The 22,247-nt window shown below is 48.5% G+C and carries 24 protein-coding genes; 18 read left to right on the plus strand and 6 right to left on the minus strand.

Annotated features, from left to right (window positions below):
• Positions 1–260: 260 nt before the first annotated feature.
• The gene (gene tyrS, locus SHK35_RS10970; RefSeq protein ID WP_318709777.1) at positions 261–1,478 is read left to right on the plus strand and encodes a tyrosine--tRNA ligase; all 1,218 of its coding nucleotides are present in this window, start codon (positions 261–263) and stop codon (positions 1,476–1,478) included.
• Positions 1,479–1,630: 152 nt separating this feature from the next.
• A complete protein-coding gene (locus SHK35_RS10975) occupies positions 1,631–2,530 on the plus strand; it encodes a DegV family protein (protein ID WP_318709779.1) in 900 nt (299 codons plus the stop codon).
• Here SHK35_RS10975 and SHK35_RS10980 read toward each other — a convergent pair.
• Positions 2,527–3,336, minus strand: a complete 810-nt coding sequence (locus SHK35_RS10980; RefSeq protein WP_318709780.1) for an HAD-IIA family hydrolase — start codon at positions 3,334–3,336, stop codon at positions 2,527–2,529. The two genes, SHK35_RS10975 and SHK35_RS10980, sit on opposite strands and share 4 nt — an antisense overlap.
• Before the next feature lie 120 nt (positions 3,337–3,456).
• Here SHK35_RS10980 and SHK35_RS10985 point away from each other — a divergent pair, with 120 nt between their 5' ends.
• From SHK35_RS10985 to addA, 4 genes are all read left to right on the plus strand, one after another.
• Positions 3,457–4,209 carry an exodeoxyribonuclease III gene (locus SHK35_RS10985; RefSeq protein WP_318704391.1) on the plus strand — a complete coding sequence of 251 codons (753 nt, stop codon included), beginning with the start codon at positions 3,457–3,459 and terminating at the stop codon, positions 4,207–4,209.
• A gap of 74 nt (positions 4,210–4,283) precedes the next feature.
• Positions 4,284–4,904 (plus strand): DNA-3-methyladenine glycosylase, encoded by a 621-nt coding sequence (locus SHK35_RS10990; protein WP_318704390.1) that lies wholly within the window; start codon positions 4,284–4,286, stop codon positions 4,902–4,904.
• Positions 4,901–8,434: a PD-(D/E)XK nuclease family protein gene (locus SHK35_RS10995; protein WP_318709781.1), complete on the plus strand. Its 3,534-nt coding sequence runs from the start codon at positions 4,901–4,903 to the stop codon at positions 8,432–8,434. Before SHK35_RS10990 ends, SHK35_RS10995 begins: the two co-directional genes overlap by 4 nt.
• The gene (gene addA / locus SHK35_RS11000; RefSeq protein ID WP_318709782.1) at positions 8,388–12,038 is read left to right on the plus strand and encodes a helicase-exonuclease AddAB subunit AddA; all 3,651 of its coding nucleotides are present in this window, start codon (positions 8,388–8,390) and stop codon (positions 12,036–12,038) included. The genes SHK35_RS10995 and addA overlap by 47 nt, the downstream gene beginning before the upstream one ends.
• A gap of 337 nt (positions 12,039–12,375) precedes the next feature.
• Here the strand turns inward: addA and SHK35_RS11005 are convergent, their stop codons facing one another.
• The 4 genes from SHK35_RS11005 to SHK35_RS11020 all read right to left on the minus strand — a co-directional run bounded on the left by SHK35_RS11005 (position 12,376) and on the right by SHK35_RS11020 (position 14,559).
• On the minus strand, positions 12,376–12,627 hold the full coding sequence (locus SHK35_RS11005; protein ID WP_318709783.1) for a hypothetical protein: 252 nt from the start codon (positions 12,625–12,627) through the stop codon (positions 12,376–12,378).
• Positions 12,628–12,752: 125 nt separating this feature from the next.
• Entirely contained in the window at positions 12,753–13,718 is a 966-nt protein-coding gene (locus tag SHK35_RS11010) for a hypothetical protein (RefSeq protein WP_318709784.1), read from the minus strand.
• A gap of 266 nt (positions 13,719–13,984) precedes the next feature.
• A complete protein-coding gene (locus SHK35_RS11015) occupies positions 13,985–14,299 on the minus strand; it encodes a tyrosine-type recombinase/integrase (RefSeq protein ID WP_318709786.1) in 315 nt (104 codons plus the stop codon).
• 23 nt (positions 14,300–14,322) lie between these two features.
• Positions 14,323–14,559 (minus strand): hypothetical protein, encoded by a 237-nt coding sequence (locus SHK35_RS11020; protein ID WP_318709787.1) that lies wholly within the window; start codon positions 14,557–14,559, stop codon positions 14,323–14,325.
• Positions 14,560–14,650: 91 nt separating this feature from the next.
• Here SHK35_RS11020 and SHK35_RS11025 point away from each other — a divergent pair, with 91 nt between their 5' ends.
• The 4 genes from SHK35_RS11025 (at position 14,651) to SHK35_RS11040 (ending at position 17,078) form a co-directional block, all read left to right on the plus strand.
• Complete coding sequence (locus SHK35_RS11025; protein WP_318704384.1) at positions 14,651–14,839, plus strand: carbon storage regulator; 189 nt, start codon at positions 14,651–14,653, stop codon at positions 14,837–14,839.
• A 159-nt stretch (positions 14,840–14,998) separates the two neighbouring features.
• Positions 14,999–16,231, plus strand: coding sequence for a flagellin N-terminal helical domain-containing protein (locus SHK35_RS11030; RefSeq protein WP_318709788.1), 1,233 nt, complete (start codon positions 14,999–15,001; stop codon positions 16,229–16,231).
• Positions 16,232–16,519: 288 nt separating this feature from the next.
• Positions 16,520–16,783: a prevent-host-death protein gene (locus SHK35_RS11035; RefSeq protein ID WP_318704382.1), complete on the plus strand. Its 264-nt coding sequence runs from the start codon at positions 16,520–16,522 to the stop codon at positions 16,781–16,783.
• A complete protein-coding gene (locus tag SHK35_RS11040; RefSeq protein WP_318704381.1) occupies positions 16,776–17,078 on the plus strand; it encodes a type II toxin-antitoxin system RelE/ParE family toxin in 303 nt (100 codons plus the stop codon). Before SHK35_RS11035 ends, SHK35_RS11040 begins: the two co-directional genes overlap by 8 nt.
• A gap of 20 nt (positions 17,079–17,098) precedes the next feature.
• Here SHK35_RS11040 and SHK35_RS11045 read toward each other — a convergent pair whose 3' ends face one another.
• The gene (locus tag SHK35_RS11045) at positions 17,099–18,052 is read right to left on the minus strand and encodes an alpha/beta hydrolase (RefSeq protein WP_318709789.1); all 954 of its coding nucleotides are present in this window, start codon (positions 18,050–18,052) and stop codon (positions 17,099–17,101) included.
• A gap of 252 nt (positions 18,053–18,304) precedes the next feature.
• Here SHK35_RS11045 and SHK35_RS11050 point away from each other — a divergent pair, with 252 nt between their 5' ends.
• From SHK35_RS11050 to SHK35_RS11085, 8 genes are all read left to right on the plus strand, one after another.
• On the plus strand, positions 18,305–18,730 hold the full coding sequence (locus SHK35_RS11050) for a GNAT family N-acetyltransferase (RefSeq protein ID WP_318709790.1): 426 nt from the start codon (positions 18,305–18,307) through the stop codon (positions 18,728–18,730).
• A gap of 440 nt (positions 18,731–19,170) precedes the next feature.
• The gene (locus SHK35_RS11055) at positions 19,171–19,449 is read left to right on the plus strand and encodes a hypothetical protein (RefSeq protein ID WP_318709792.1); all 279 of its coding nucleotides are present in this window, start codon (positions 19,171–19,173) and stop codon (positions 19,447–19,449) included.
• 31 nt (positions 19,450–19,480) lie between these two features.
• The gene (locus SHK35_RS11060) at positions 19,481–19,609 is read left to right on the plus strand and encodes a hypothetical protein (protein ID WP_318705565.1); all 129 of its coding nucleotides are present in this window, start codon (positions 19,481–19,483) and stop codon (positions 19,607–19,609) included.
• A complete protein-coding gene (locus SHK35_RS11065) occupies positions 19,606–19,956 on the plus strand; it encodes a DUF2200 domain-containing protein (protein WP_318709794.1) in 351 nt (116 codons plus the stop codon). The genes SHK35_RS11060 and SHK35_RS11065 overlap by 4 nt, the downstream gene beginning before the upstream one ends.
• Before the next feature lie 21 nt (positions 19,957–19,977).
• Positions 19,978–20,274 carry a DUF1905 domain-containing protein gene (locus SHK35_RS11070; protein ID WP_334303688.1) on the plus strand — a complete coding sequence of 99 codons (297 nt, stop codon included), beginning with the start codon at positions 19,978–19,980 and terminating at the stop codon, positions 20,272–20,274.
• A gap of 175 nt (positions 20,275–20,449) precedes the next feature.
• Positions 20,450–20,827, plus strand: a complete 378-nt coding sequence (locus tag SHK35_RS11075) for a DUF5655 domain-containing protein (protein WP_318705564.1) — start codon at positions 20,450–20,452, stop codon at positions 20,825–20,827.
• A 218-nt stretch (positions 20,828–21,045) separates the two neighbouring features.
• Positions 21,046–21,414 carry a molecular chaperone Hsp90 gene (locus tag SHK35_RS11080; protein WP_318705562.1) on the plus strand — a complete coding sequence of 123 codons (369 nt, stop codon included), beginning with the start codon at positions 21,046–21,048 and terminating at the stop codon, positions 21,412–21,414.
• 117 nt (positions 21,415–21,531) lie between these two features.
• On the plus strand, positions 21,532–22,245 hold the full coding sequence (locus SHK35_RS11085; protein ID WP_318709795.1) for a gamma-glutamyl-gamma-aminobutyrate hydrolase family protein: 714 nt from the start codon (positions 21,532–21,534) through the stop codon (positions 22,243–22,245).
• Positions 22,246–22,247: the final 2 nt, after the last annotated feature.

Consider the following 22,247-nt stretch of genomic DNA (forward strand, 5'->3'; position numbering starts at 1 on the left):
GGGCAAACCTGACGAGCAACGCGAGCTCGGAATGCGAAGCATTACGAGCCTGCTCATGAGAAGGCAGGAAAAGGAAAGCTGCCGTGCTTGCACGGGCAGAGCCCCTTGGGCAAACCTGACGAGCAACGCGAGCTCGGAATGCGAAGCATTACGAGCCTGCTCATGAGAAGGCAGGAAAAGGAAACCTGCCGTGCCTGCGCTGGCATTGATTGTCTTAATCCGCCGGATATGAAAAAACCATAGGAAAGGAAAAGGAAAAAATGACAATCAATGAACAGGTAAAGCATCAGATGCAGGTAATCAAAAAAGGAGCAAAGCAGCTAGTGGGCGAGGAAGCTCTTGCTGCCAAAATTGAGAAGAGTATTTTGACGGGAAAGCCCCTTACTGTAAAATTTGGCATGGACCCAAGCGCTCCTGACATCCACCTGGGGCATACGGTGCTGCTTCGTAAGCTCAGGCAGATTCAGGATATGGGCCATAGTATTGTTGTGGTGATTGGGGATTTCACAGGAAAAATCGGAGATCCCACGGGAAAAAGCAAGGGCAGGAAAGCCATGACGGACCGGGAAATTTTGCAAAATGCCCAGACTTATCAGGAGCAGATTTTCCGAATTCTGGACCGGGACAAAACCCAGGTGCGTTTTAACGGGGAATGGCTGGAGCTGCTCAATTTAGAACAGGTGCTGCGGCTGGCTTCTACCATCACCGTGTCCAGAATGCTGGAGCGGGAGGATTTTAAGAACCGTTTTCAAAGCAACACGCCCATCGGCCTGCACGAATTTTTCTATCCGCTGATGCAGGCGTTTGATTCCGTGGAACTGGAGGCAGACCTTGAGCTTGGAGGAACGGATCAGACCTTTAACCTATTGATGGGGAGAGCGCTTCAGAAGGAAATGGGAATGGAACCACAGGCGGCCTTGTTTATGCCCATACTGGAAGGCATTGACGGAGTGGAAAAAATGAGCAAGAGCCTGGGCAACTACATTGGAATTGATGAGGACGCCAGGGTGATGTTTCAGAAGGTGATGCAGATACCGGATCACAGGATCATAAAATACTTTGAGCTGGCTACAGACATTCTGCCCGAAGAGCTTCAAAAAATCAAGGAACAGCTGGCGGATGGCATAAATCCCAGGGACAGCAAGCGGCTGCTTGCAAGAACTATAACACGGCTCTACCACAGTGAAGAGGAAACGAAGGAGGCAGAACGGTTCTTTACGGAGGCCTTTGTGCAGAGGAAGGTGCCTCAAAGACCGGATACGCTGCAGGTAGTGATGGATCAGGGTACTTTGTACGACTGCCTCCGCCCTTTGGTGCAGGCCCGGGTGATTCACAGCGGAAATGAATTCAAAAGGCTGCTGAGCCAGGGCGGCGTACAAAAAAACGGACAGCCTGTGGAAAAGCTGGAGGAAGGCATACGGACGGGGGATGTGCTCAAGGTGGGCAAGGGGAAATTTGTACGGCTGGAGCTGGTATAAACAAATAGGAGAGGAAAATACTGCGCAGAAAAGCAGTGCTGGCTCATCTGCAAGGAAAGTGGTTTTAAAAACTATTTCATGTTGAATTGTCCTATGAAAAGTGGTATTCTATGCTCTGTGAAGCAAAATAATCGGAAAGGTAAATCTGCAGTATGAGTGAAGCGTACCACATTGTAAGCGACGGCTCCTGTGATCTGCCGCCTGCGCTTGTAAGGGAAATCGGGGTAACGGTGGTTCCCTTTTATGTGTCTTTTGGGGACGAGAATTATCAAAAGGAGATAGAAGAGATCGGGATCAGGGAGTTTTATCAGAAGATGGTGGACAATCCCAAGATATATCCCAAATCCTCCATGCCCTCTGTGCAGGACTATGTGGAGGTGTTTGAGCCTCTTGTCCGGGAGGGAAAGCCTGTAATCTGCATCTGCATCACCACCAAATTCAGCGGCTCCATGCAGTCTGCGCTGAATGCAAGGCAGATGCTCTTAGAGGAATATCCGGAGGCAGAGATCACCGTCATGGATGCCACGGTAAATACGGTTTTACAGGGACTTTTGGTGCTGGAGGCCGTGCGCCTTAGAGACAGGGGCACAAGCTGCCAGGATACCATAAAGCGTCTGGAGGAAATCAAAGGCACCGGCAGAATTTTCTTTACCATCGGCGGTATGGAATATCTGCAGCATGGAGGCAGAATCGGAAAGGTGGCCGGGGTGGCGGGAAGCGTGCTGGGAATCCGGCCGGTGATCACCCTAAAGCAGGGAGAAATTTTCCCGTCCGCCATCGGAAGAAGCCGCCGCAAAACCATGGATAAAACCATAGAGCTTTTGCTTGCTTATCTGGATGAGCTGAAGGCGGACATCAGAGATTATACCATAGCGGTGGGCTATGGATATGACGAAAAGGAGGCGCAGGAGTACAGAGACAGACTGCTTGACACTTTGCAAAAGAAGGGCTATGCGATTTCTCAAGTCCCTATTTATCAGATCGGAGCCACCATAGGAGTGCACACGGGGCCGTATCCCATCGGTATCGGCATACTCCGCAAGGCATTTTAATCTGCACAGGCATGGAAAAGCTCTTTGATATGGGAAAAAGCCAAGCTTGGAGGAAAGGGCGTATTTTTTAAATCCTCCGGCTTTGCCTCCCCTGTGAATACTACGCAGGTATCTACACCGCCGTTGATGCCGCAGGCAATGTCTGTGTAAAGCCTGTCGCCCACAACCAGGGTTTCTTCGGGAGAAAAGCCGGAATGAGAGAGACACAGATCCACCACAGCCCGGCTTGGCTTTCCAAGATAGATGGGCTTTTTGTCTGTGGTTTGGGAAATCATCTGGCAGATTGCGCCGCAGTCCGGTATGAAACCAAAGTCAACGGGACAGCGCAGGTCCGGATTGGTTGCATAAAAAGGCACATCTGTGGTGGACAGCACCTTGCAGATATGGGTCAGCTTGGCGTAGGTCAGCTCGCTGTCATAGGCAGCCACCACACAGGCAATGCCCTCCTCACAGCATTCGGTGACATGGAGGGCATTTTTTCTAAGCTCCTCTACAAAGGAAGCGGTCCCAAGCACAAAGATTTTGTCCTGCGAGAAATGCTCCTTTAAAAAGCGCAGGGTCATGTACCCGGAGGTGACAAACTGTTCCTTCGTGGTGTGAAGTCCAAAGGCAGTGCGGAATTTTTCCACGTAATCAGCGCCGCTTTTGGTGGAGTTGTTGGTAATGAAATAGGTCTTGCCGCCTATGGAGTCAATGTAGGACAGCAGTTCGGCGCTTCCTTCATATAAGGTATCCCCCACTGCCAGGGTGCCGTCTATATCAAATAAAAACAATTTCTTTTTTTTCAATTTTTCCCGTAATGTCATAAGATATCTCCTTACTGCAACGAGTATAGCAAATGTCTCCCCATAAGGCAAGCGGGGGAATGACAAATCCCGGCGCCTTGTGTTAAAATAGGGACAGCTTAAGAAAGGAACAGGTGTAAAATGAAATTAATATCCTGGAATGTAAATGGTCTGCGGGCCTGCCTGCAGAAGGGTTTTCTTGACTTTTTTCACCAGGCGGACGCCGACGTGTTCTGCCTGCAGGAGACGAAGCTGCAGAAGGGTCAGCACGATCTTGATCTGCCCGGCTATTATCAGTATTGGAATTATGCGGAGAAAAAGGGATACTCCGGAACCGCTCTTTTTACCAAGGAAAAGCCTCTGTCCGTCACCTATGGCATGGGTGTGGAGGAGCATGATCATGAGGGACGCATCATTACGGCGGAATATCCTGACTTTTATGTGGTCACGGTATATACCCCTAATTCCCAGAGGGAACTGACCAGGCTGGAATACCGGTGTCGGTGGGAGGCTGATTTTTTGGCCTATCTGAAAAGGCTGGAGGAGAAAAAGCCTGTGATCTTCTGTGGCGATTTGAATGTGGCCCATCAGGAAATCGATTTAAAAAATCCCAAGACTAATCACAATAATGCCGGATTTACAGATCAGGAGAGGGAATGCTTCAGCAGACTTTTAGAAAACGGCTTTATAGATACCTTCCGCTATTTTTATCCGGACAAGGAAGGAATTTATTCCTGGTGGTCTTATATGTTCCAGGCCAGGGCAAAGAACGCCGGGTGGCGCATCGACTATTTTGTGACCTCTAAGGCGCTTAAGGAGCGGCTTTTGGACGCTAAAATCCATACCCAGGTGCTGGGTTCGGATCACTGCCCGGTGGAGCTTACCCTGAAATAAAGCGCCGGTTCTTTAAAGAGTTGGCGCTTCTCACAGGGGGCTATGGACGGAAAGGTACGGGGAGAGAAAGCGAAATGGAGAAAAAGAAACGTCTGACCAGAGCATTTTTTGCCAGAGACGGGATTACGGTGGCAAGGGAGCTTTTGGGGAAAATACTGGTACATGAAACGCCCCTTGGGACGGTGCGGGGAATCATTACGGAAACAGAAGCCTATATGGGGGAGGAGGACAAGGGCTCCCACACCTACGGAGGCAGGCGCACTGACCGCACAGAGCCTATGTATCATAAGGGAGGCACCTCCTATGTGTATCTGATCTACGGTATGTACAGCTGTATGAACATAGCGGCTATGAGAGAGGATATCCCCCAGGCGGTGCTGCTTCGCAGTGTGATTCCCGCAGATGCGCAGTCAGAGCGGATCATGCTGGATTTAAGACTTGCACCCTTAAACCAAAAGAGAAAGCGGGCGGGAAAGGAGTCCAACATTAAAAAGCACCTTGCGGACGGGCCGGGAAAGCTGTGCATAGCCATGGGAATTTCCAGGTCGGACAATGATGTGGATATGACAAAAAGCAAGGAATTTTATGTGACAGAGGGGCAGGAAATCCGGACGGAAGAAATCAAAGCGGGAAAGAGAATCGGGATCGACTACGCCGGGGAGGCGGCAGATTACCTTTGGAGATTTTACTTATGAGCCTACGTTTTTATTTTGGGCCTTCGGGCAGCGGAAAAAGCAGACAGCTGTATCAGGAGATGGTGGAGCGGGCCGGAAAAGAGCCGGACCGGAATTTTTTTATCATTGTACCGGATCAGTTTACTATGGAGACACAAAAGGATTTGGTGGTCTTAAGTCCCAGAGGGGGTATCTTAAACATTGACGTGCTCAGCTTCGGACGCCTCAGCTATCGAATTTTGGAGGAGGTGGGCAGGAAGGAAACCCCCATTTTGGATGATACGGGAAAGAGTCTGGTTTTGCAGAAGGTGGCCGCCGGGCTTGTGGAGGAGCTTCCTGTTTTGGGAAGCCTTTTGCATAAGCAGGGATATATTCATGAGGTGAAAAGCGCTGTTTCAGAGTTTATGCAGTACGGGATCAGCACTCAGGATGTGTTTACTCTCTCGGAGTATGCCAAAAAGAGAGGAGCCCTTTCCTTGAAGCTGCGGGATTTGGGAGTACTGTATCAGGGATTTTCAGACTACATCCGGGACCGTTTTATCACTACGGAGGAAACCCTGGACGTACTGCGAAGGTCCTTAAAAAAGTCAAGGCTTCTGCCGGACAGTGTGGTGGTATTCGACGGCTTTACAGGATTTACGCCCATACAGGAGCGGGTGATACAGGAAATGATGGGTATCTGCAGGGAGATTACCGTCACAGTGACCATGGGCGCGGGAGAAAACCCCTATGAGCAGGACGGAGAACAGAGGCTTTTCCACCTGAGCAAAAAAACTGTCGCCAGACTGGAGCGGCTGGCAAAAGAGGCTTTGGGCGGCGCAGGCGTAGAGCGGCAAAGGGATGTGTTTCTCCTGCCCGGAGAGAAGGCGCAGCCGGGGGAAAAAGTCCTTTCCGGCGAGGCGGCCGGGCGCTGTCAGGTGATGAGAAATCCCCATCACCGCTTCTGTAAAGCGCCTGCCCTGGCGGCCCTGGAGAAAAATCTTTTCCGCTACCGGGTGGAGCCCTATGAGGAGGAGACCCTGGAAATCCGGCTGTTTGAGTCGCTGACCCCCAGGGATGAGGTGCGTCAGGCTGGACTGGAGATCAAACGTCTGATTCGTGAAACGGGCATGGCGTACCGGGATGTGGCTGTGATCACGGGGGATCTGGAAGCCTATGCTCCCTACGTGGAGACAGAGTTTGAACAGATGGAAATTCCCTGTTTTATAGACAAAACCAATGGGATTGTGTTAAACCCCATGATCGAATATATCAAAAGCGCCCTTTTATTGTACCTCAGGGATTTTTCCTATGAGGCGGTATTCCATTATCTGCGCAGCGGTCTTTCGGATATTCCCAGGCAGGACATCGATGAACTGGAAAATTACTGTATCCGCACGGGGCTTCGGGGCAGGAGGGCCTATGAGAGAAGGTTTACCCGAAAGACGGAAGAGATGGAGGGGGAGGAGGCTCTTTTGCGGCTCAACGCCATCCGGGAACAGCTTATGGGTCAGATCGGGCTTTTAAGTCTGGAAAAAAGGGGGCTTGCAAAGACCTATGTAAATCATTTGTATGATTTTCTGGTAGAAAACAAGGTACAGGAAAAGCTGGCTGTCTATGAGGCCTTCTTTCAAAAGGAGGGGCAGCTTTCCAAGGCGCGGGAGTATGCCCAGATATACCGTCTGGTCATGGAGCTTCTGGATCAGATTTACGGACTTTTGGGGGAGGAGGAAATCTCCCTGCAGGAATTTTATGATATTTTAGAGGCCGGATTTTTGGAGATTCAGGTGGGAACCATTCCCCAGAATGTGGACCGGGTGGTAGCAGGAGACATGGAGCGCACCCGCTTAAAACAGGTAAAGGCACTGTTTTTTCTGGGAGTGAATGACGGAAACATACCAAAGAGTGCCTCAAAGGGAGGAATTATCTCGGACATGGACCGGGAATTTTTACAGGAATCCAATCTGGAGCTGGCCCCTACGCCCAGACAGCAGATGTATATTCAGAGGCTGTATCTGTATCTGAATCTGACAAAGCCCTCCCACAGGCTGTATCTGTCCTATGCAAAGGTAAACAGCCAGGGAAAGTCTCTGCGGCCCGCCTATCTGATCGATGTGGTAAAGCGGCTTTTCCCCAGGCTCTCCACAGAATATCCCCAAAACCGCAGTGTATTGGAGCAGATCGTCACCAGGAAAGAGGGTATGGGCTATCTGGCCCAGGGGCTTAGGGAATATGTTCAGGGAAGCCTTTCTGGGAAACAGCAGACGGAATTTTTTACCATATATCAGGCGTACGGGGAAGAAGAGGTGCGGGGAGAAAGAGACCTCCTGACGCAGGCTGCCTTCAAGCGGTATCAGGAGACAGGACTGTCCGCAGCAGTGGCAAGGGCCCTTTACGGAAAGAATCTGGAAAACAGCGTGACCCGGCTGGAAACCTATGCCGCCTGTGCCTGCAGACATTTTCTGCAGTATGGTCTTTCTTTAAAAGAGCGGGAGGAATTTTCCTTTGAAAATACAGATATGGGAACGGTGTACCACGGTGTATTGGAGTCCTTTGCCCACAAACTGCAGGAAAGTCCCTACACCTGGTTTGACTTTCCGGAGGAATTTGGAAGGGAAGCGGTGCACGGGGCATTGGAGTCCCTTGCGGCGGTGTACGGGGATACGGTTCTTTACAGCAGCGCAAGGAACGAGTACGCCATCACCCGCATGGAGCGGATTCTTACCAGAACGGTGCTTACCCTGCAGAGCCAGCTGAAAAAGGGAAGCTTTCTGCCGGATGAATACGAGGTATCCTTCCACTTTGCGGACAAGCTGGAGAGCGTCAATGTGGCCCTTTCCCAGGAGGAAAAAATGCGGCTTCAGGGAAGGATAGACCGCATTGACGTGGCACAGGAGGCGGACAAGGTTTATGTGAAGGTAATCGATTACAAATCGGGCAGCAGACAGTTTGATCTGGCGGCGCTGTACTATGGACTGCAGCTGCAGCTGGTAGTTTATATGAACGCGGCCATGGAGCTTGAGGCCAAAAAGCATCCGGACAAGGAGATTGTGCCCGCAGCGCTTTTGTACTACCACATCGAGGACCCCACCGTGGAGACGGCCACAGAGCTGACCCAGGAGGAAATTAATCAGCAGCTTTTGGAAAAGCTTCGCATGAACGGCGTGGTGAACAGCCAGCCGGACATTGTAGAGCGGCTTGATAGATATATGCAGGATCGTTCCGATGTGATTCCTGTGGAGAAAAAGAAGGACGGAAGCTTTTCCTCACGCTCCAGCGTTATGAGCACGAAAGAGCTTAAGGTGCTGTCTGATTATGTGAACCACAAGATAAAGAGGATCGGACAAGAGATCCTGGATGGAAGCATAGGCTTAAGCCCTTATGAGCTGGGAACAAGGCAGGCATGCAGCTACTGTCCCTATAAAAGGGTATGTGGATTTGACCCGGCAATACCGGGCTGCAACAGAAGAGTTTTGGAAAACCTGGATCAGGAGCAGGCCCTTTTGCGGATGGAGGAGGAAGCTTATGGCAATCACGTTTACGCCACAACAACAAAGAGTGATCGATCTTAAGGGGCGGAATATTTTAGTGTCCGCCGCTGCAGGCAGCGGAAAAACAGCCGTTTTGGTGGAGCGTATCGTAGAGATGGTGTGCGATGATAAGCATCCTGTGGATATTGACAGACTTTTGATTGTGACCTTTACCAATGCGGCGGCGGCGGAAATGCGGGAGCGCATCAGCGCCGGTATCGGAGCCAGACTTCTTGCCAATCCGGAATCCGAACACATCCAGAAGCAGTCTGCACTGCTGCACAATGCTTTGATTACCACCATTGACAGCTTCAGTCTGTTTCTCCTTCGAAACCATTTTAACGAGATCGGACTGGATCCGGCCTTCCGGGTGGCTGATGAGGGAGAAATTAGACTGCTGCAGCAGGATGTGATGAAGGAGCTGATGGAGGATTCCTACGCGGGCGGGGACGCGGCCTTTCGAAGCTGCGTGGAATATTTCTGCCCGGGCGGACGGGAGAGTGTGCTGGAACAGCATATTTTAAATCTTTCCCGCTGCGCTGCCAGCTATCCCTGGCCGGAGGAATGGCTGAAAAAGCGCAGGGAGGATTATGGAGCCGTAAGTGAAGAGGATTTGGAGAACAGTGATTATGGGCGTTATCTTTTAAATCATCTGGATAAGCTTGTGTCAGGCTGCATTGAAAAGCTGCAGAGGGTGCAGGCGCTCTGCCAGGAGCCGGATGGCCCCTATATGTATGGAGAGCTGACGGATGGAGAGCTGGAGGCGGCAGAAAAGCTCAGGGACTGCAAAACCCTGGCGGATTATGCGGCGAAGCTTTCTACGGTGGCCTTTGGCAGGCTTCCTTCCAAAAAGGATGATACGGTGTCCCCGGCAAAAAGAGAGCTGGCAAAAAAGCTGCGCAGCCAGGTAAAGGATACCCTCCAGACCACTGCCCGGCTTTTTTTTGCCACGCCCCTTTCTCTTGCAGCGGCTCAGGGAGCGGCCTGCAGAGAGCCGGTGGAAACCCTGGTGGAGCTGACCCTTTCCTTTGACCGGAGGATGCGGCAGAAGAAACAGGAAAAAAAGCTGGTGGATTTTTCTGATATCGAACATTTTGCCCTGGACATTTTGATCAAAAGGGAAGGAGAGCTTTTAAAGCCCAGTGCTGTGGCGCTTGAGTACAGACAGCATTTCCATGAAATTCTCATCGATGAATACCAGGACAGCAACCTGGTGCAGGAATATCTGCTGAAGGCCGTTTCCGGAGAGGAGGACGGGTGCTTTAACCGCTTTATGGTGGGGGATGTGAAGCAGAGCATCTACAAATTCCGTCTGGCAAGGCCGGAGCTTTTTTTGGAAAAATACGACTCCTATGAGCAGGATGGAAAATGCACCAGAATTGATTTGTCCAAGAATTTTCGAAGCCGCAGTCAGGTTGTGGATACGGTAAACGGTCTGTTTTCCAGAATTATGAGCAAGGAAATAGGCGGCATTGTATATGATGAGAGAGCGGCCTTATATGCCGGGGCAGTCTATCCGGAAAATCCAGGCTGCGGCAGTGAGCTGATTTTAGTGGAAAAACCGGAAAATCAAGAGGGCAGGAACGCAAAACAGGCGGAGGCCTGGGCTATTGCAGCTAAAATCAAGGAGCTTTTGGAGGATTTTCAGGTAACGGACAAGGAAACCGGTTCCTTGCGCCCGGTGCGATTTTCAGACATTGTGATTTTGCTGCGTACCAACAGCGGCTGGGATGAGGAATTTAAAAAGGTGCTGGAGGAGGAGGGAATCCCCGCTTATGTCACCTCAAAGACAGGGTATTTTGCAGCCCCGGAGGTGCAGGAGCTTTTGCAGCTTCTCAAGGTGCTGGACAACCCCACCCAGGATATACCGCTGTTTGGCGTGATGAAATCCTTATTTGGAGGCTTTGAAGAGGAGGAGATCGCCAAAATACGCTCGGGGAGGAAAGGCTGCTCCCTTTATGGGGCTCTTCAGAATTATGCAAAGCAGGAAGAGGGAGAGGGGCAGGAAAAGGAGGAAGACCTTAGAAGAAAAGCGGCGGCTTTCCTCGGGCAGATTGAAAGCTACAGGGACTGCACGGTGTATCTGCCTGTCAGAGAGCTTCTGCAGAAGCTGGTAAATGATTTTGATTATCTGAATTATGTGACGGCGCTCCCGGCGGGCAGCAAGAGAAGGGCCAATGTGGAGATGCTTCTTGCCAAGGCGTCGGATTTTGAGAAAACCAGCTATTTTGGTTTGTTTCACTTTATCCGTTACATGGAACAGATGGAAAAATATGACGTGGATTACGGTGAGGCGGATACCCTGGATGAAAATGCGGATGTAGTGCGTATTATGAGCATCCATAAGAGCAAGGGGCTGGAATTTCCCGTCACCTTTGTGGCGGGGCTCTCAAAGCGCTTTAACATGCAGGATTCCCATCAATCGGTAGTGATTGATACGGACCTTGGTCTGGCCACGGATTATGTGGACTACAACAGACGTATCCGAAACAAAACCCTGCGGCGTATGGCTCTGGCACGGAAAATGCGGGAGGACAATCTGGCGGAGGAGCTGCGGGTTTTGTATGTGGCTCTCACAAGGGCCAGGGAAAAACTGATTTTGACGGCGTCCCTGGAGCAGGCCCAGGAAAAATGGGAGCTGCTGCGCGAAAATGGGGACAGGCATCTGACGTATCTTGATTTTATAGAGGCGGGAAGCTATCTGGACCTTCTTTTGCCTGTGGCTGGCGCCCCCGACGCTTCCTTGTCCGTGACGGTGACGGATTTGGAGAAGCTTTCAGGACAGGAGGTGAAGGAGCAGCTTGCCCTTCACGGAAAAGCGGATGCTTTGCGGCATGCGAAGGAATGGACGGATGAGGCCGCCTTAAAGAAGCTGAAGGAAAGGCTTGCCTATGCGTACCCCTATGAAAGCCTGGAAAAGCTGTATACAAAGACAACGGTTTCAGAGCTTAAAATTGCCGCCATGGCCCAACGGGATGAGGCGGCTTATCACGCCTTTGAGGAGGAGGAAATTCACCCCTATATCCCTGCATTCCGAAAGGGAGAGGAAAAGGTGGCAGGTGCCCTCCGGGGAAGCGCCTTTCACAGGGTTATGGAGCTTTTGGACTTTGAAGGGCTGCTGGGGGCGCAGTTTGCCGCATTCCCTGAAAGCTTTGAGAAGTACAGGGAGGGACTGTCCCAGGAAGCTTTAGGGAGCGCGCTGAACGATTTTTTGATGGAGCAGGCGGAAAGCCTGCGTTTGAGCGCTCAGTATCTGGAGGCTGTCAACCAGGAAAAAATTCTCCGGTTTCTGCAAAAGGAGCTGGCCTACCGTATGTGGGCGGCCAGCAGGCGGGGAGAGCTTTCTGTAGAGCAGCCCTTTGTGCTTGGTGTGGAGGCCCGCAGGCTGGGCGAGGCATTCCCGGAGGGAGAAACGGTGCTGGTACAGGGAATCATAGACGCATTTTTTGTGGAAGAGGGACAGATTGTGCTTCTGGATTATAAGACAGATGTAATAAGAACCATGGAGGATTTGTGGAACCGCTACCAGGTACAGCTTGACTATTATCAGGAGGCGGTGGAAAAGCTGACGGGAAAAAGGGTGAAGGAAAAGATATTGTATTCCTTTTATCTGGAGAAGGAGGGGGTTTTGACGGAGGAATTCTGATCGGTGTCGGAGGCTTAATCCTTGCTGAAGATTTACGGGTATGTGTTGAAGGGAAATGTTAATACTAAAGAAAGGGGCTGCAAAAGCAGCCCCTAATAGTAAAGGAAGATGCAACCTTTTATTTTGAAAGGTTGCATCTTCCTTTACTATTAAGTATATCGGCAAAGCTTCCGAAAGCTTTATAGCTGAAATAAAAAAATATTCAGATAAAATAGATAGTAGTTTGTCTGACTTAAAATCTCCTTGGCATATACGACATCTCCTTAAAAAAAGAGGAGACCCCGCAGGTTCTTCACCGTCACAGGCCTCACAGGTTTCTGCAACGCGATCACTGCGTTTATCTTACCTGACCTTGCATTTTCATGTCAAGCAATTTCTGCAGCCTTGCCTTCTCCAGCTCCTCCGGAGTGGCTTCAAAAATGCGCTCTGCCTCTTCTTCTGCCCCTCCATTTTCCAGAAACATCTGCAGTATAAGTATCCTTGTTTCTTCCCGGCCTTTCTCCCAGCCTGCTCTCCAGGCTTGTTCCCAGCCCTGTTTCCAGCCTGCTTCCCAGGCTCGTTCAAAAATAAGCTCACTTAAATTGCACATATCAGTTAAACTCCTTCCTATCGCTTGTATGCACTGCATTTCCTGATAATATGCCGCAATACACCGATGGCAGGAAGATAAACAAGGCACACTCCGATGGGGCATGCCCTGCCTTTTCCTTTCATTTACACCGTCTGCAGCTTTGCCTTCTCCAGCTCTTCCGGAGTGGCATCGAAAAGATCCTTTGCCTCCTCTTCGGTCCCTCCTTTTCCCAGGAACATCTGCAGCATTATGATTCTTGTTTCTTCCCGGCCTTGCTCCAAGCCTTGCTCCAAGCCTTTTTCTACGCCGCGGTCATAAATAAGGTCACTTAAATTGCACATACCAGCTAAACTCCTTTCTATCCGTTCCGTCATCTGTATGCCGTACTGCTCCTCCAGCACGGCTTTTTTCTCTTCTGGGTTCAGTTTCTCAGAAAAAACAGCGGAAAGCATTCGGTGCAGGGTGCTTCCGTCTGACATATCCTCCTTTTTCCCCAGGCATACCATTACCGCCGAAAGCAGGTCATATCGTGCCTTTCCCTGGAAATTCCCATAAAGGGAATGGGGCTGTAACTTGTACTCTGTAATGGTGTTCTCCGCATACTCAGGCACATCAAAACACAGCCAGATCGAATATACTTTCTTAATTCCGTCATAGGACCTGGGTGTGAATTCCACTCCCATCTGTGAGGACAGCAGCCTTGCGCAGTAATAGACTGCGCGGGTCACAATGTCATAGCCCGGTGTAAAGCTCTGCTGTGCTTCAACGTTCAGAATCAGCTTCACGTGTTCCTTCTCTGGCGTAACCGCACGGAAACGGATGTCAAAGGTCACCTGGCCTTCATTAACCACCTTATCCTCCTGGGCCATGCCGCCTACAAGAGGCATATTGGTTTTCCCAGGCATGACAGAAACCGTGGAGATTTCCGGCTCTCCTTCAATGCTGTCCATGATCTGCTGAAAAGAACAGCCTGCAAATTCACTGACCGTTTCCTTCAGGATTCTGGCCAGTATTTGCTTGTCACTTAAGAGGCGCTTCGCCTCTGTGTCATACCTTGCCTTGCTTCCCGCTGTATCCACAGCATCGGCAGCCGTTGTGTCTATGTCCATTCCCTCTTCCTTTCCCCCGTCCTGCAAGATATCCGTTTACAGTTCCTCTATTGAAACAGGGAAACCCGTAAGACAAAATTCCCGGACATATCCCTGGCCAAGCGCATTTCAGGAATAACAAAAAGTAAAATATCTAAGCTTAGTGTATCCTAAAAAGACAGATAAATCAATAAAAACACCATAAAAATACACTATAGTATATACTATTATTTATTTTTTATTCATGAGGTTTTTATTCATGACTGCTCCCGCAGCACACGGGAGAGTCACAGCTGGATGTTTCCAAACACCTCGTCCCTGTCGTCCTGCTCGATGCACAAATAATGCTTTGTGATCTGGTAGGAGGAATGGTTGTAAATATTCATAAGAAGTGCAGGAGGGGTGCCTTGCTTCCAGGCATGGTAACCGAAGGTCTTGCGCAGGGAGTGGCATCGGATTACATCCTCTAAGCCAACCTCCTCAGCTGCTTTTCGTATGATCCGGTATGCCTGACAACGGGAAAGTGGGTTCGGAGAGCTTTTGCTGCTTTGAAAAATGTAATCGTTCAGCTCTCTTTCGGTATTGTTCCAGTAATTTCCCAAAACTCTTTTTACCTCCTGGTTAATCAGGATTCTGTTTTCTTTTCCGGTTTTTGTTCCTTGATCAGAATATGGGGGCGGAAGCTGCCGTTTTCCTTGAGAACCATGTTCCAGGTCAGATGCAGGATATCGCTGATGCGCAGGGCGGTATTGAGACCGATTACGATTAAGGTGTAGTTTCTGGGATTTGGAGCATGCAGAAGATAGTAATTTTTGAAATCCTGAAGAAGCGCCCGATCTCGGATAGGCTGTGTTGTGCTCATAGTTATTCTCCTTTTCTAATGGTCTTGGATGCAACCTTTCAAAATAAAAGGTTGCATCCAGGCAAAAGCCGTTCCAGACAAGGAGGTCTGTATGCTGAAGCTCTCTGTTCGACCAGGAGAATATTTGATAATAGGCGATAACGTAAAGGTCATTTTTACAGGCGGGACTGGGAAAAACCTCCATGTCATGGTGGATGCTCCCAAGGAGGTGCCTATAGTGAGAAGCAAAGCGGCCCAAAAGGCCGGGGAGGCGGGGGCTTCACCTTACTATCCTGACTGAAGTATCGGTAATAATAGGCTGCTAACCTAGGGGCGCCTTTCATATTACACCATCGGCTTATGCCGGGGAACAAAAACTGAATAAAGAAAAGAAAAACTGTCACGAACGGATTCGGGGCAGAAGGGGAAAATCCCCAAAAAGTAAACGGAGGTACATTTTATGGTAGTACAACACAACTTAACAGCAATGAATTCCAACAGAATGCTGGGACTGACAATGTCATCTCAGGCAAAATCCACCGAGAAGCTTTCTTCCGGCTATAAGATCAACCGTGCGGCAGACGACGCAGCAGGCCTTTCCATTTCCGAGAAGATGAGAAGGCAGATCAGGGGTCTGACTCAGGCTTCTTTAAATGCCCAGGACGGCATCTCCGCAGTGCAGACCGCAGAAGGCGCGCTGACAGAAGTGCACGACATGCTTCAGAGAATGGATGAGCTGGCAGTGAAGGCGGCAAACGGCACCAACAGTGAGGATGACAGACAGTATATCCAGGACGAGATTGACCAGCTGGTAACGGAGATTGACCGCGTGGCTACAACCACTAAGTTCAACGAATCCTATCTTCTGAAAGGCGTAAATGCGGACGGTGAGGTCGCAAAATTGACTTACAATACTGCGAATGCTGCTATCGCGGATATTGACGCAGAGACCGGAAAAGCTACTTACACAATGGGAGCGGCGACACAGGAAACAGTAACTGATAAGGGAACCTATGATCTTGCGACTGTGGAGATCAACGGTGTAACCTATGGATTGGTGACAAATGTTGAGGATGAGGATGCTGGACAGGATAAGACTCTGTCAATTGATGAGGCAATAACGGAGGCAGAGAAAACGGCGACAGGTGGAGCATTTACTACACAAGAGGAATTATTTGCGAAAGTTAAGGCTGATTTAGATGCGGCAGGAGCCGGTGATATCAAAAACATTACCACTGATTCAGACGGAACGATTACTGTGGAAGCCTTTGCAGACTTAAATGAGGCTCTGGAATTTAGCCTTCATGTGGGGGCTGATTCCACTGATGACAATAAAATTGCATTGTCGATCAGCATGATGAGCGCAAGAGGACTTGGAGTAAATGGACTGAAGGTAAGCGGAGATACCGCAGACTCAGCCACAGCAGCTATCGACACCATTTCCGCAGCTATCCAGAAGGTATCCACCCAGCGTTCCGCTCTCGGTGCGGTACAGAACCGTCTGGAGCACACCATCAACAATTTGGACAACGTTGTGGAGAACACCACCAGCGCAGAGAGCCAGATTCGCGATACGGATATGGCTACCGAGATGGTAAAATACTCCAACAACCAGATTCTTGCACAGGCAGGCCAGGCAATGCTGGCACAGTCCAACCAGGCAAACCAGGGCGTTCTGGCGCTTCTGCAGTAAATTTCAGGTATGTGTGGAAGGAAAATGTTAATACGAAAGAAAGGGGCTGCGAAAGCAGCCCCTTAAAGCTTGGATATGAATTACGACCATCATTCCCTGCATCAGGGATTCATTTCTTAATCTGTATCTGAAGAGGGCGGGAGAGCCGTCAACATGCAGCTTCTGAAAAGAATCGTCAGGAAGGAACAGATTGTTCCATTGACTGAAAAAACAAAATTATGCGCATATTTTTGTTGCATGATAAGCATAATTATGCTATTATTATGACAAAGAAGGGAGTGAAGCATCATGCCTCTTATCATGCCTATTAAAGAGCTGCGCAATACAACTGAAATTTCCAACATTGCACACAAGGCACAAGAGCCAATCTTTATTACGAAAAACGGATATAGCGACTTAGTTATAATGAGTAGTGAATTATACGATAAATTTGCAAGAATTAACCGTATTGACCAAGCCATCTACGAATCAGAGCAGGAAATGGCTGACGGGGCTGAAGCAATCGATGCAGAGATGATTTTGGCAGAATTGGAGAAAAAGCATTTTGGATAAATACAAGGTTAAAATCAGCCCCAGAGCAATACGCGAATTAGACAGCATTTACAAATATCTTGCAAGTGAAAAAATGGTTCCTGAAAATGCTAAGGGACAGCTTGGCAGAATTAAAAAGGCCATTTTGAATTTAGACACCTTTCCACAGTCCCACCAAGAGCGTAATGAAGGCAGATATGCGGGTAAGGGTTACAGGCAGCTGCTGATTGATAATTATATCGCTATTTTCCGCATTGATGAATCAAGCAAAACAGTTTATGTTGTAACGATACAGTACCAAGGACGAAATTTATAAGATAAGCGCTAAATGGAAATTTAACGTTCCGATAGAAATGCAATGATACTTTCACTTATTGCTTTGTATTCGTAGTCATGAACATAATGCGGGCAGTTTAATTCTATATATTCTCCTCCATCAATCTGTGCTATATATTCTATAGGAATTTTCCGCCATGTGTCTTTATCGAATCCTGTTCCACCAGAACCGTCGGAAATAAATAACAGCATTGGAAGCTGCGGGATTCCCATGCTATTCACCGTTTCAGCGTTTTCCTTCACCCATTCAGTTTCATTTATCATAGTTACAGTTGCCGTGCGGCTGTAGAAAACAGCTTTATAGATTTCTTTTTCTTTGTCCGATAAGGTGCCGTACTTTACAGCATCACTGTCCGACAGCTCCGGAATAAATCGAGTGACACCTATGTTTGCTGCCCAGCTTGCAATACGCATAAGAGGAATATTTATATTCATGCTGTCATAATACTCTGGAACTGCCATGTCAAGCCCGATAATTGCAGACACCTCATTGGGATATTTCTGCGCCCAATATAAGGCTTCAAGCCCTGACATAGAGTGCGGGCAAAGGACATAAGGTGCGGTTAATCCCGCCGATGCAAGCGCTGTCCTTGTGTCTTCAAGTATAGAATCAATATCTCTGTTTTTATCGACAACATCACTGAAACCATACCCGAATTTTTCTACAACGGCAATCTGATATTTATCACTTAAAAGAGAATAGAGGGATTTGAAATCCAGTATGGGAGAACAAGTACCTCCGCCCGACATAAAAACAAGCGTTGTATCACCTGTACCTTCAATATAGACGCTCATATTGTGTCCATCAACTTCAACTATCTTTCCTAATGGCAGGCGCAATTCAGCTTCTCCTTTTAAATGGATTTGATGATTGATGTATATGATAAGCAGCAATATAAGCATTGCAACAATCACAATAAAAATTATTTTCATAGCTCTTTTCCTCTTTCTCATAGTGTTCCCCACCTCTGTGCCTTTGCGTCTGGCTCCTTGATGATATTTAAATTCCGATTTTTTGTTCTATTCAACACTAAGAAAAGTATAGCATAAGGCTGTGTACAAATCTACTTCCTCTCAGCTTGAAATGGAACGAAAGGGCGTTTGTTTCCACGCTCTCGGAATTGTGGTAAAATAAGATGATTTATGGGAAGGGAAAGCTATAACAGGAGCCTTTTGGGGAAAAGACTTAATAAAGGGAGGCCGATTATGATCAGAGAACAAAAAGAGACAGAAATTGACAGGATTATGGAAATTTGGCTGGATACCAATCAAAAGGCACACAGCTTTATTTCTCCCAGATACTGGGAGGAGCATTTTGCGTCTGTAAAAGAAATGATGCCAAAGGCCCGGGTTTATGTTTATGAAGAGGAAAGGAGCGGAGAGATTCTGGGCTTTGTGGGGCTGAGCGGTGATTACATTGCCGGAATTTTTGTCTGCGAAAAATGCCAGTCCCAGGGAGTGGGAAAACAGCTCATGGATTTTGTAAAATCTATCAAGGGCAGACTGTCATTACATGTATACCGGAAAAACAAAGGAGCTGTGGCCTTTTATAAGCGGGAAGGGTTTACAGTGGCATCCGAAGAGAAAGAGGAAAGCACCGGGGAGCAGGAATATTTTATGGTGTGGAAATAGCGTTGGTGTACAAGGGCATACGGTGGAGGATGGAAAAGGAACAAAAGTGCAAAACCAGGATATAAAATTCATAGCTTTCCTTTTGCGGGATAAATTAAAATAAAAGCACAGAGAAACCCGTACATCAAAGCTAAAGGAGGATAAGTATGAAGAAAAAGTTAATTCCACTGTTATGTGCATCTCTTCTGGCGGGAGCGCTTGCAGGATGCGGCCAGACACAGGGAAGCGCCGGACAAAGTGCTGGAAAAGGTAAATGAGATCACCCTGGAAAAGATCAATATGACGCTGGATTTGGAAATCATGCTCCAGCTATGATCCAAGCTGGATACAGGCCGGTTATCTTGTGGATATGAGTGAGCTTTTGCCGGAATACGGACAGGATATCATAAACAGCTACAGCTCTCCGGAATTTGCTATGGCGGCAAGCTTGGACGGATATTTTGGAAAAGTATAATATTGATGTGCCACAGATTCATTCCCTGGCGGATGTAGATGCTGTGTTTGCACAGGTGGCCGAGCAGGAGCCAGAAATGTGGATGGTTTCTTTTGAAAACACCGGTATGCCTGATATGGAAATGCTGGATTATATCTGTGGACTGCAGGATTTCGTGATCCCTGATCCCACAGAGAGTACGGAGGTTACCACTCTTTTTCAGGCGGATTCCTTTAAGACATGGTGCGATTACAATTTTAGAATAATAAAAACAGGTAGTTTTTGACACTGCCACAAATTTGAAGGAGATGCAGATTATGAAACTGTTTCAAGTTGCAGACCGGTATTATAAAGAGAGCAGATGGAAAACCCTTGCGGCTTACCTTCCGCTGAAGGAAAAATTGTTCCGCACATGGCAGGCGGAAGAACAGGAGAAAACGGTATGAGTAATGAAAAAGTTTATGGCATGAGTTTCAGCAAAATCTATCCATTTCTGGTCAGCAAAGCAGAGAAAAAAGGGCGCACATTGGGCGAAGTGACTCAAGTGATCACTTGGCTGACCGGGTACACTGCAGAAGAAATTCAAAAGGCTGCGGCAAGTTCTGTGACATACGGCGACTTTTTCCGCAATGCCCCGCATCTGAACCCGAACAGGAAGCAAATCACCGGTGTTATATGCGGCGTGCGTGTGGAAACGATTGAGGAACCGCTGATGCAGGAGATTCGGTATCTGGATAAACTTATTGACGAACTTGCCAAAGGCAAGGCTATGGAGAAAATACTGCGTGGATAGGTGCAAATCTGTGAAGCAGGTATAAAAAACAATGGAAAAACCTATCTGTTTGATGCAGTAATTGAACCCGTCCCCGAAAAAGGCGGTGCTTATGTGCGGTTTCCCTATGACATCCGAAAAGAATTTGGGAGGGGGCGTGTCAAGGCAGAAATTACCTTTGACGGCGAGCCATATTCTGGCAGTATCGTGAATATGGGTCTCAAAAATGACGATGGCTCAATTTGCTATATCATTGGCATTCGGAAAGATATTCGGACAAAAATAGGAAAACAGCCGGGAGACACCGTAAAAGTTACAGTAAAGGCGGTTCAGCCATAAGGGAAGCGGAAAGCCGTGTGGGAATGTCCAAAATGCGGACGGAAGTTCAAGAATATAAATCAAAACCATTACTGCGGTATTGCGCCGCAGAATATTGAGGAATACATGAGAAGCCGCTGCCCCTCGGCCTGATTGGCGAGATTGCGGCATGGTGCGGGAAGGAGCACGGAGAATAATGGACGCGGATACACTTCTTTTCTTTGAAGGGCATATGGGTGCCCTTCCGCTTTATGAGAAGCTGGAAGAACAAATTTTAACTGATATTGATAACGTGCGCATTAAGGTGCAGAAAAGCCAGATTTCCTTTTATAATAAGCATATGTTCGCCTGCGTGTCGTTTGCACGGGTGCGGAAAAAGAAGGACTGCCCGGAAAATTATATTGTGGTGACTTTCGGCTTGGAACATAAGGCGGATTCTTTCCGGATTGACATTGCGACTGAGCCTTACCCTAACCGATGGACCCATCATCTGCTCATTTCCGATTTGGATGAAATTGACGAGGAGCTGATAGGCTGGATCAAGGAAGCGGCGGAGTTTGCCTGGCAAAAATAATGATGGGCTGGCGGAAAGCCTCGTTAAGGACAGTGGGGGAGGCCTGCGGACGGACTTAAAGGATTTGAACCTTACAAAATTAATAATCCGGTACCTGTCACGGATGATATGCTTTTTGAGCTGTATGGGACTATGAATTCCCGTTCGTTTGTGCTAAAATAGCTGCAGAGAGAATGAATGAAAATGTGCGAAAGACGAATAAGGAAAGGACGGGAACCATGAAACAGAGTGTAAAGGATTATGTGATTGAGAAGGTAAACGAGCTGATCAATGCTCCTACCTGCTGCGCAGAGGCAAAGAAAGCGGCCCAGAACTGGCTTGATGCCCTTGGAACGGACAGGGAGGCTGAGCAGACAAAAAGCCTGATTGCAGAATTGGAGCAGGATATTGTCACCGTTGACGGACTGATCGCTTTTTCCGGTTCGGAAGCAGGGGAAAAGGTATTCGGTGCAGAAAAGGCAAAAGAGGTGAATGCCCACGCACAGGAAATCAAGGCGGCCGGAGCAAAATACTGCGATTGTCCTGCCTGCGCGGTGGTGGCGGCAATCCTGGAGGAAAAGAAGAATTTGTTGACAGACATAGAGTAAAGTACTATAATGACTGGCAGGCAAGGGCGCTTTGAAGGTTTCAAGGCGCCTATCTTTGTGCCGCCTCTTCGCGGCCAGTTACTTGTAAATGAGGGATAACATTAGAGGAATCATATTATGAAAAAACCAATCATTGCGCTGCTGCCGTTGTATGACAGCGAAAAAGAATCCTACTGGATGCTTCCCGGATATATGAAGGGAATTGAAAAAGCGGGAGGTATTCCTGTTATGCTGCCTCTTTGCACAAACACTGAAATATTAGATACGCTGGCGGATCAATACGACGGCTTTCTGTTCACAGGGGGACAGGATGTTTCCCCTGGGCTTTATAAGGCGGAAAAATCCGCTCTTTGCGGTGAGATATGTAAAGAAAGGGATCAGATGGAAAAATATCTGCTGGAGAGAGTGCTTCATTTGGATAAGCCCATTTTGGGAATCTGCCGGGGCATACAGATTCTGAATGCGGTGCTTGGAGGAACCCTGTATCAGGATCTGCAGGCAGAGCACCCGTCGAAGGTTACACATCGGCAAAAGCCCCCTTATGATAAGCCAATCCACAGTGTAAGGCTGGAGCCGGATTCGCCCCTTTGCCTTTTGCTGCAAAAGCCGACTCTGGGAGTCAACAGCTGCCACCACCAGGCGATCAAGGAGCTTTCCTCTGCACTAACGCCAATGGCATATTCCGAGGACGGTCTGACAGAGGCGGTTTACAAGGCGGATGCCCGCTTCGTGTGGGCGGTACAATGGCACCCTGAATTTTCCTACGAAAGTGATGAAAACAGTCTTGCAATTTTCCGGGAATTTATCGAGAGAGCGGCGCAGGACGCGTAAGC

It is taken from the genome of Candidatus Acetatifactor stercoripullorum (assembly GCF_944382095.1).
Taxonomy (GTDB): Bacteria; Bacillota; Clostridia; order Lachnospirales; family Lachnospiraceae; genus Acetatifactor; species Acetatifactor stercoripullorum.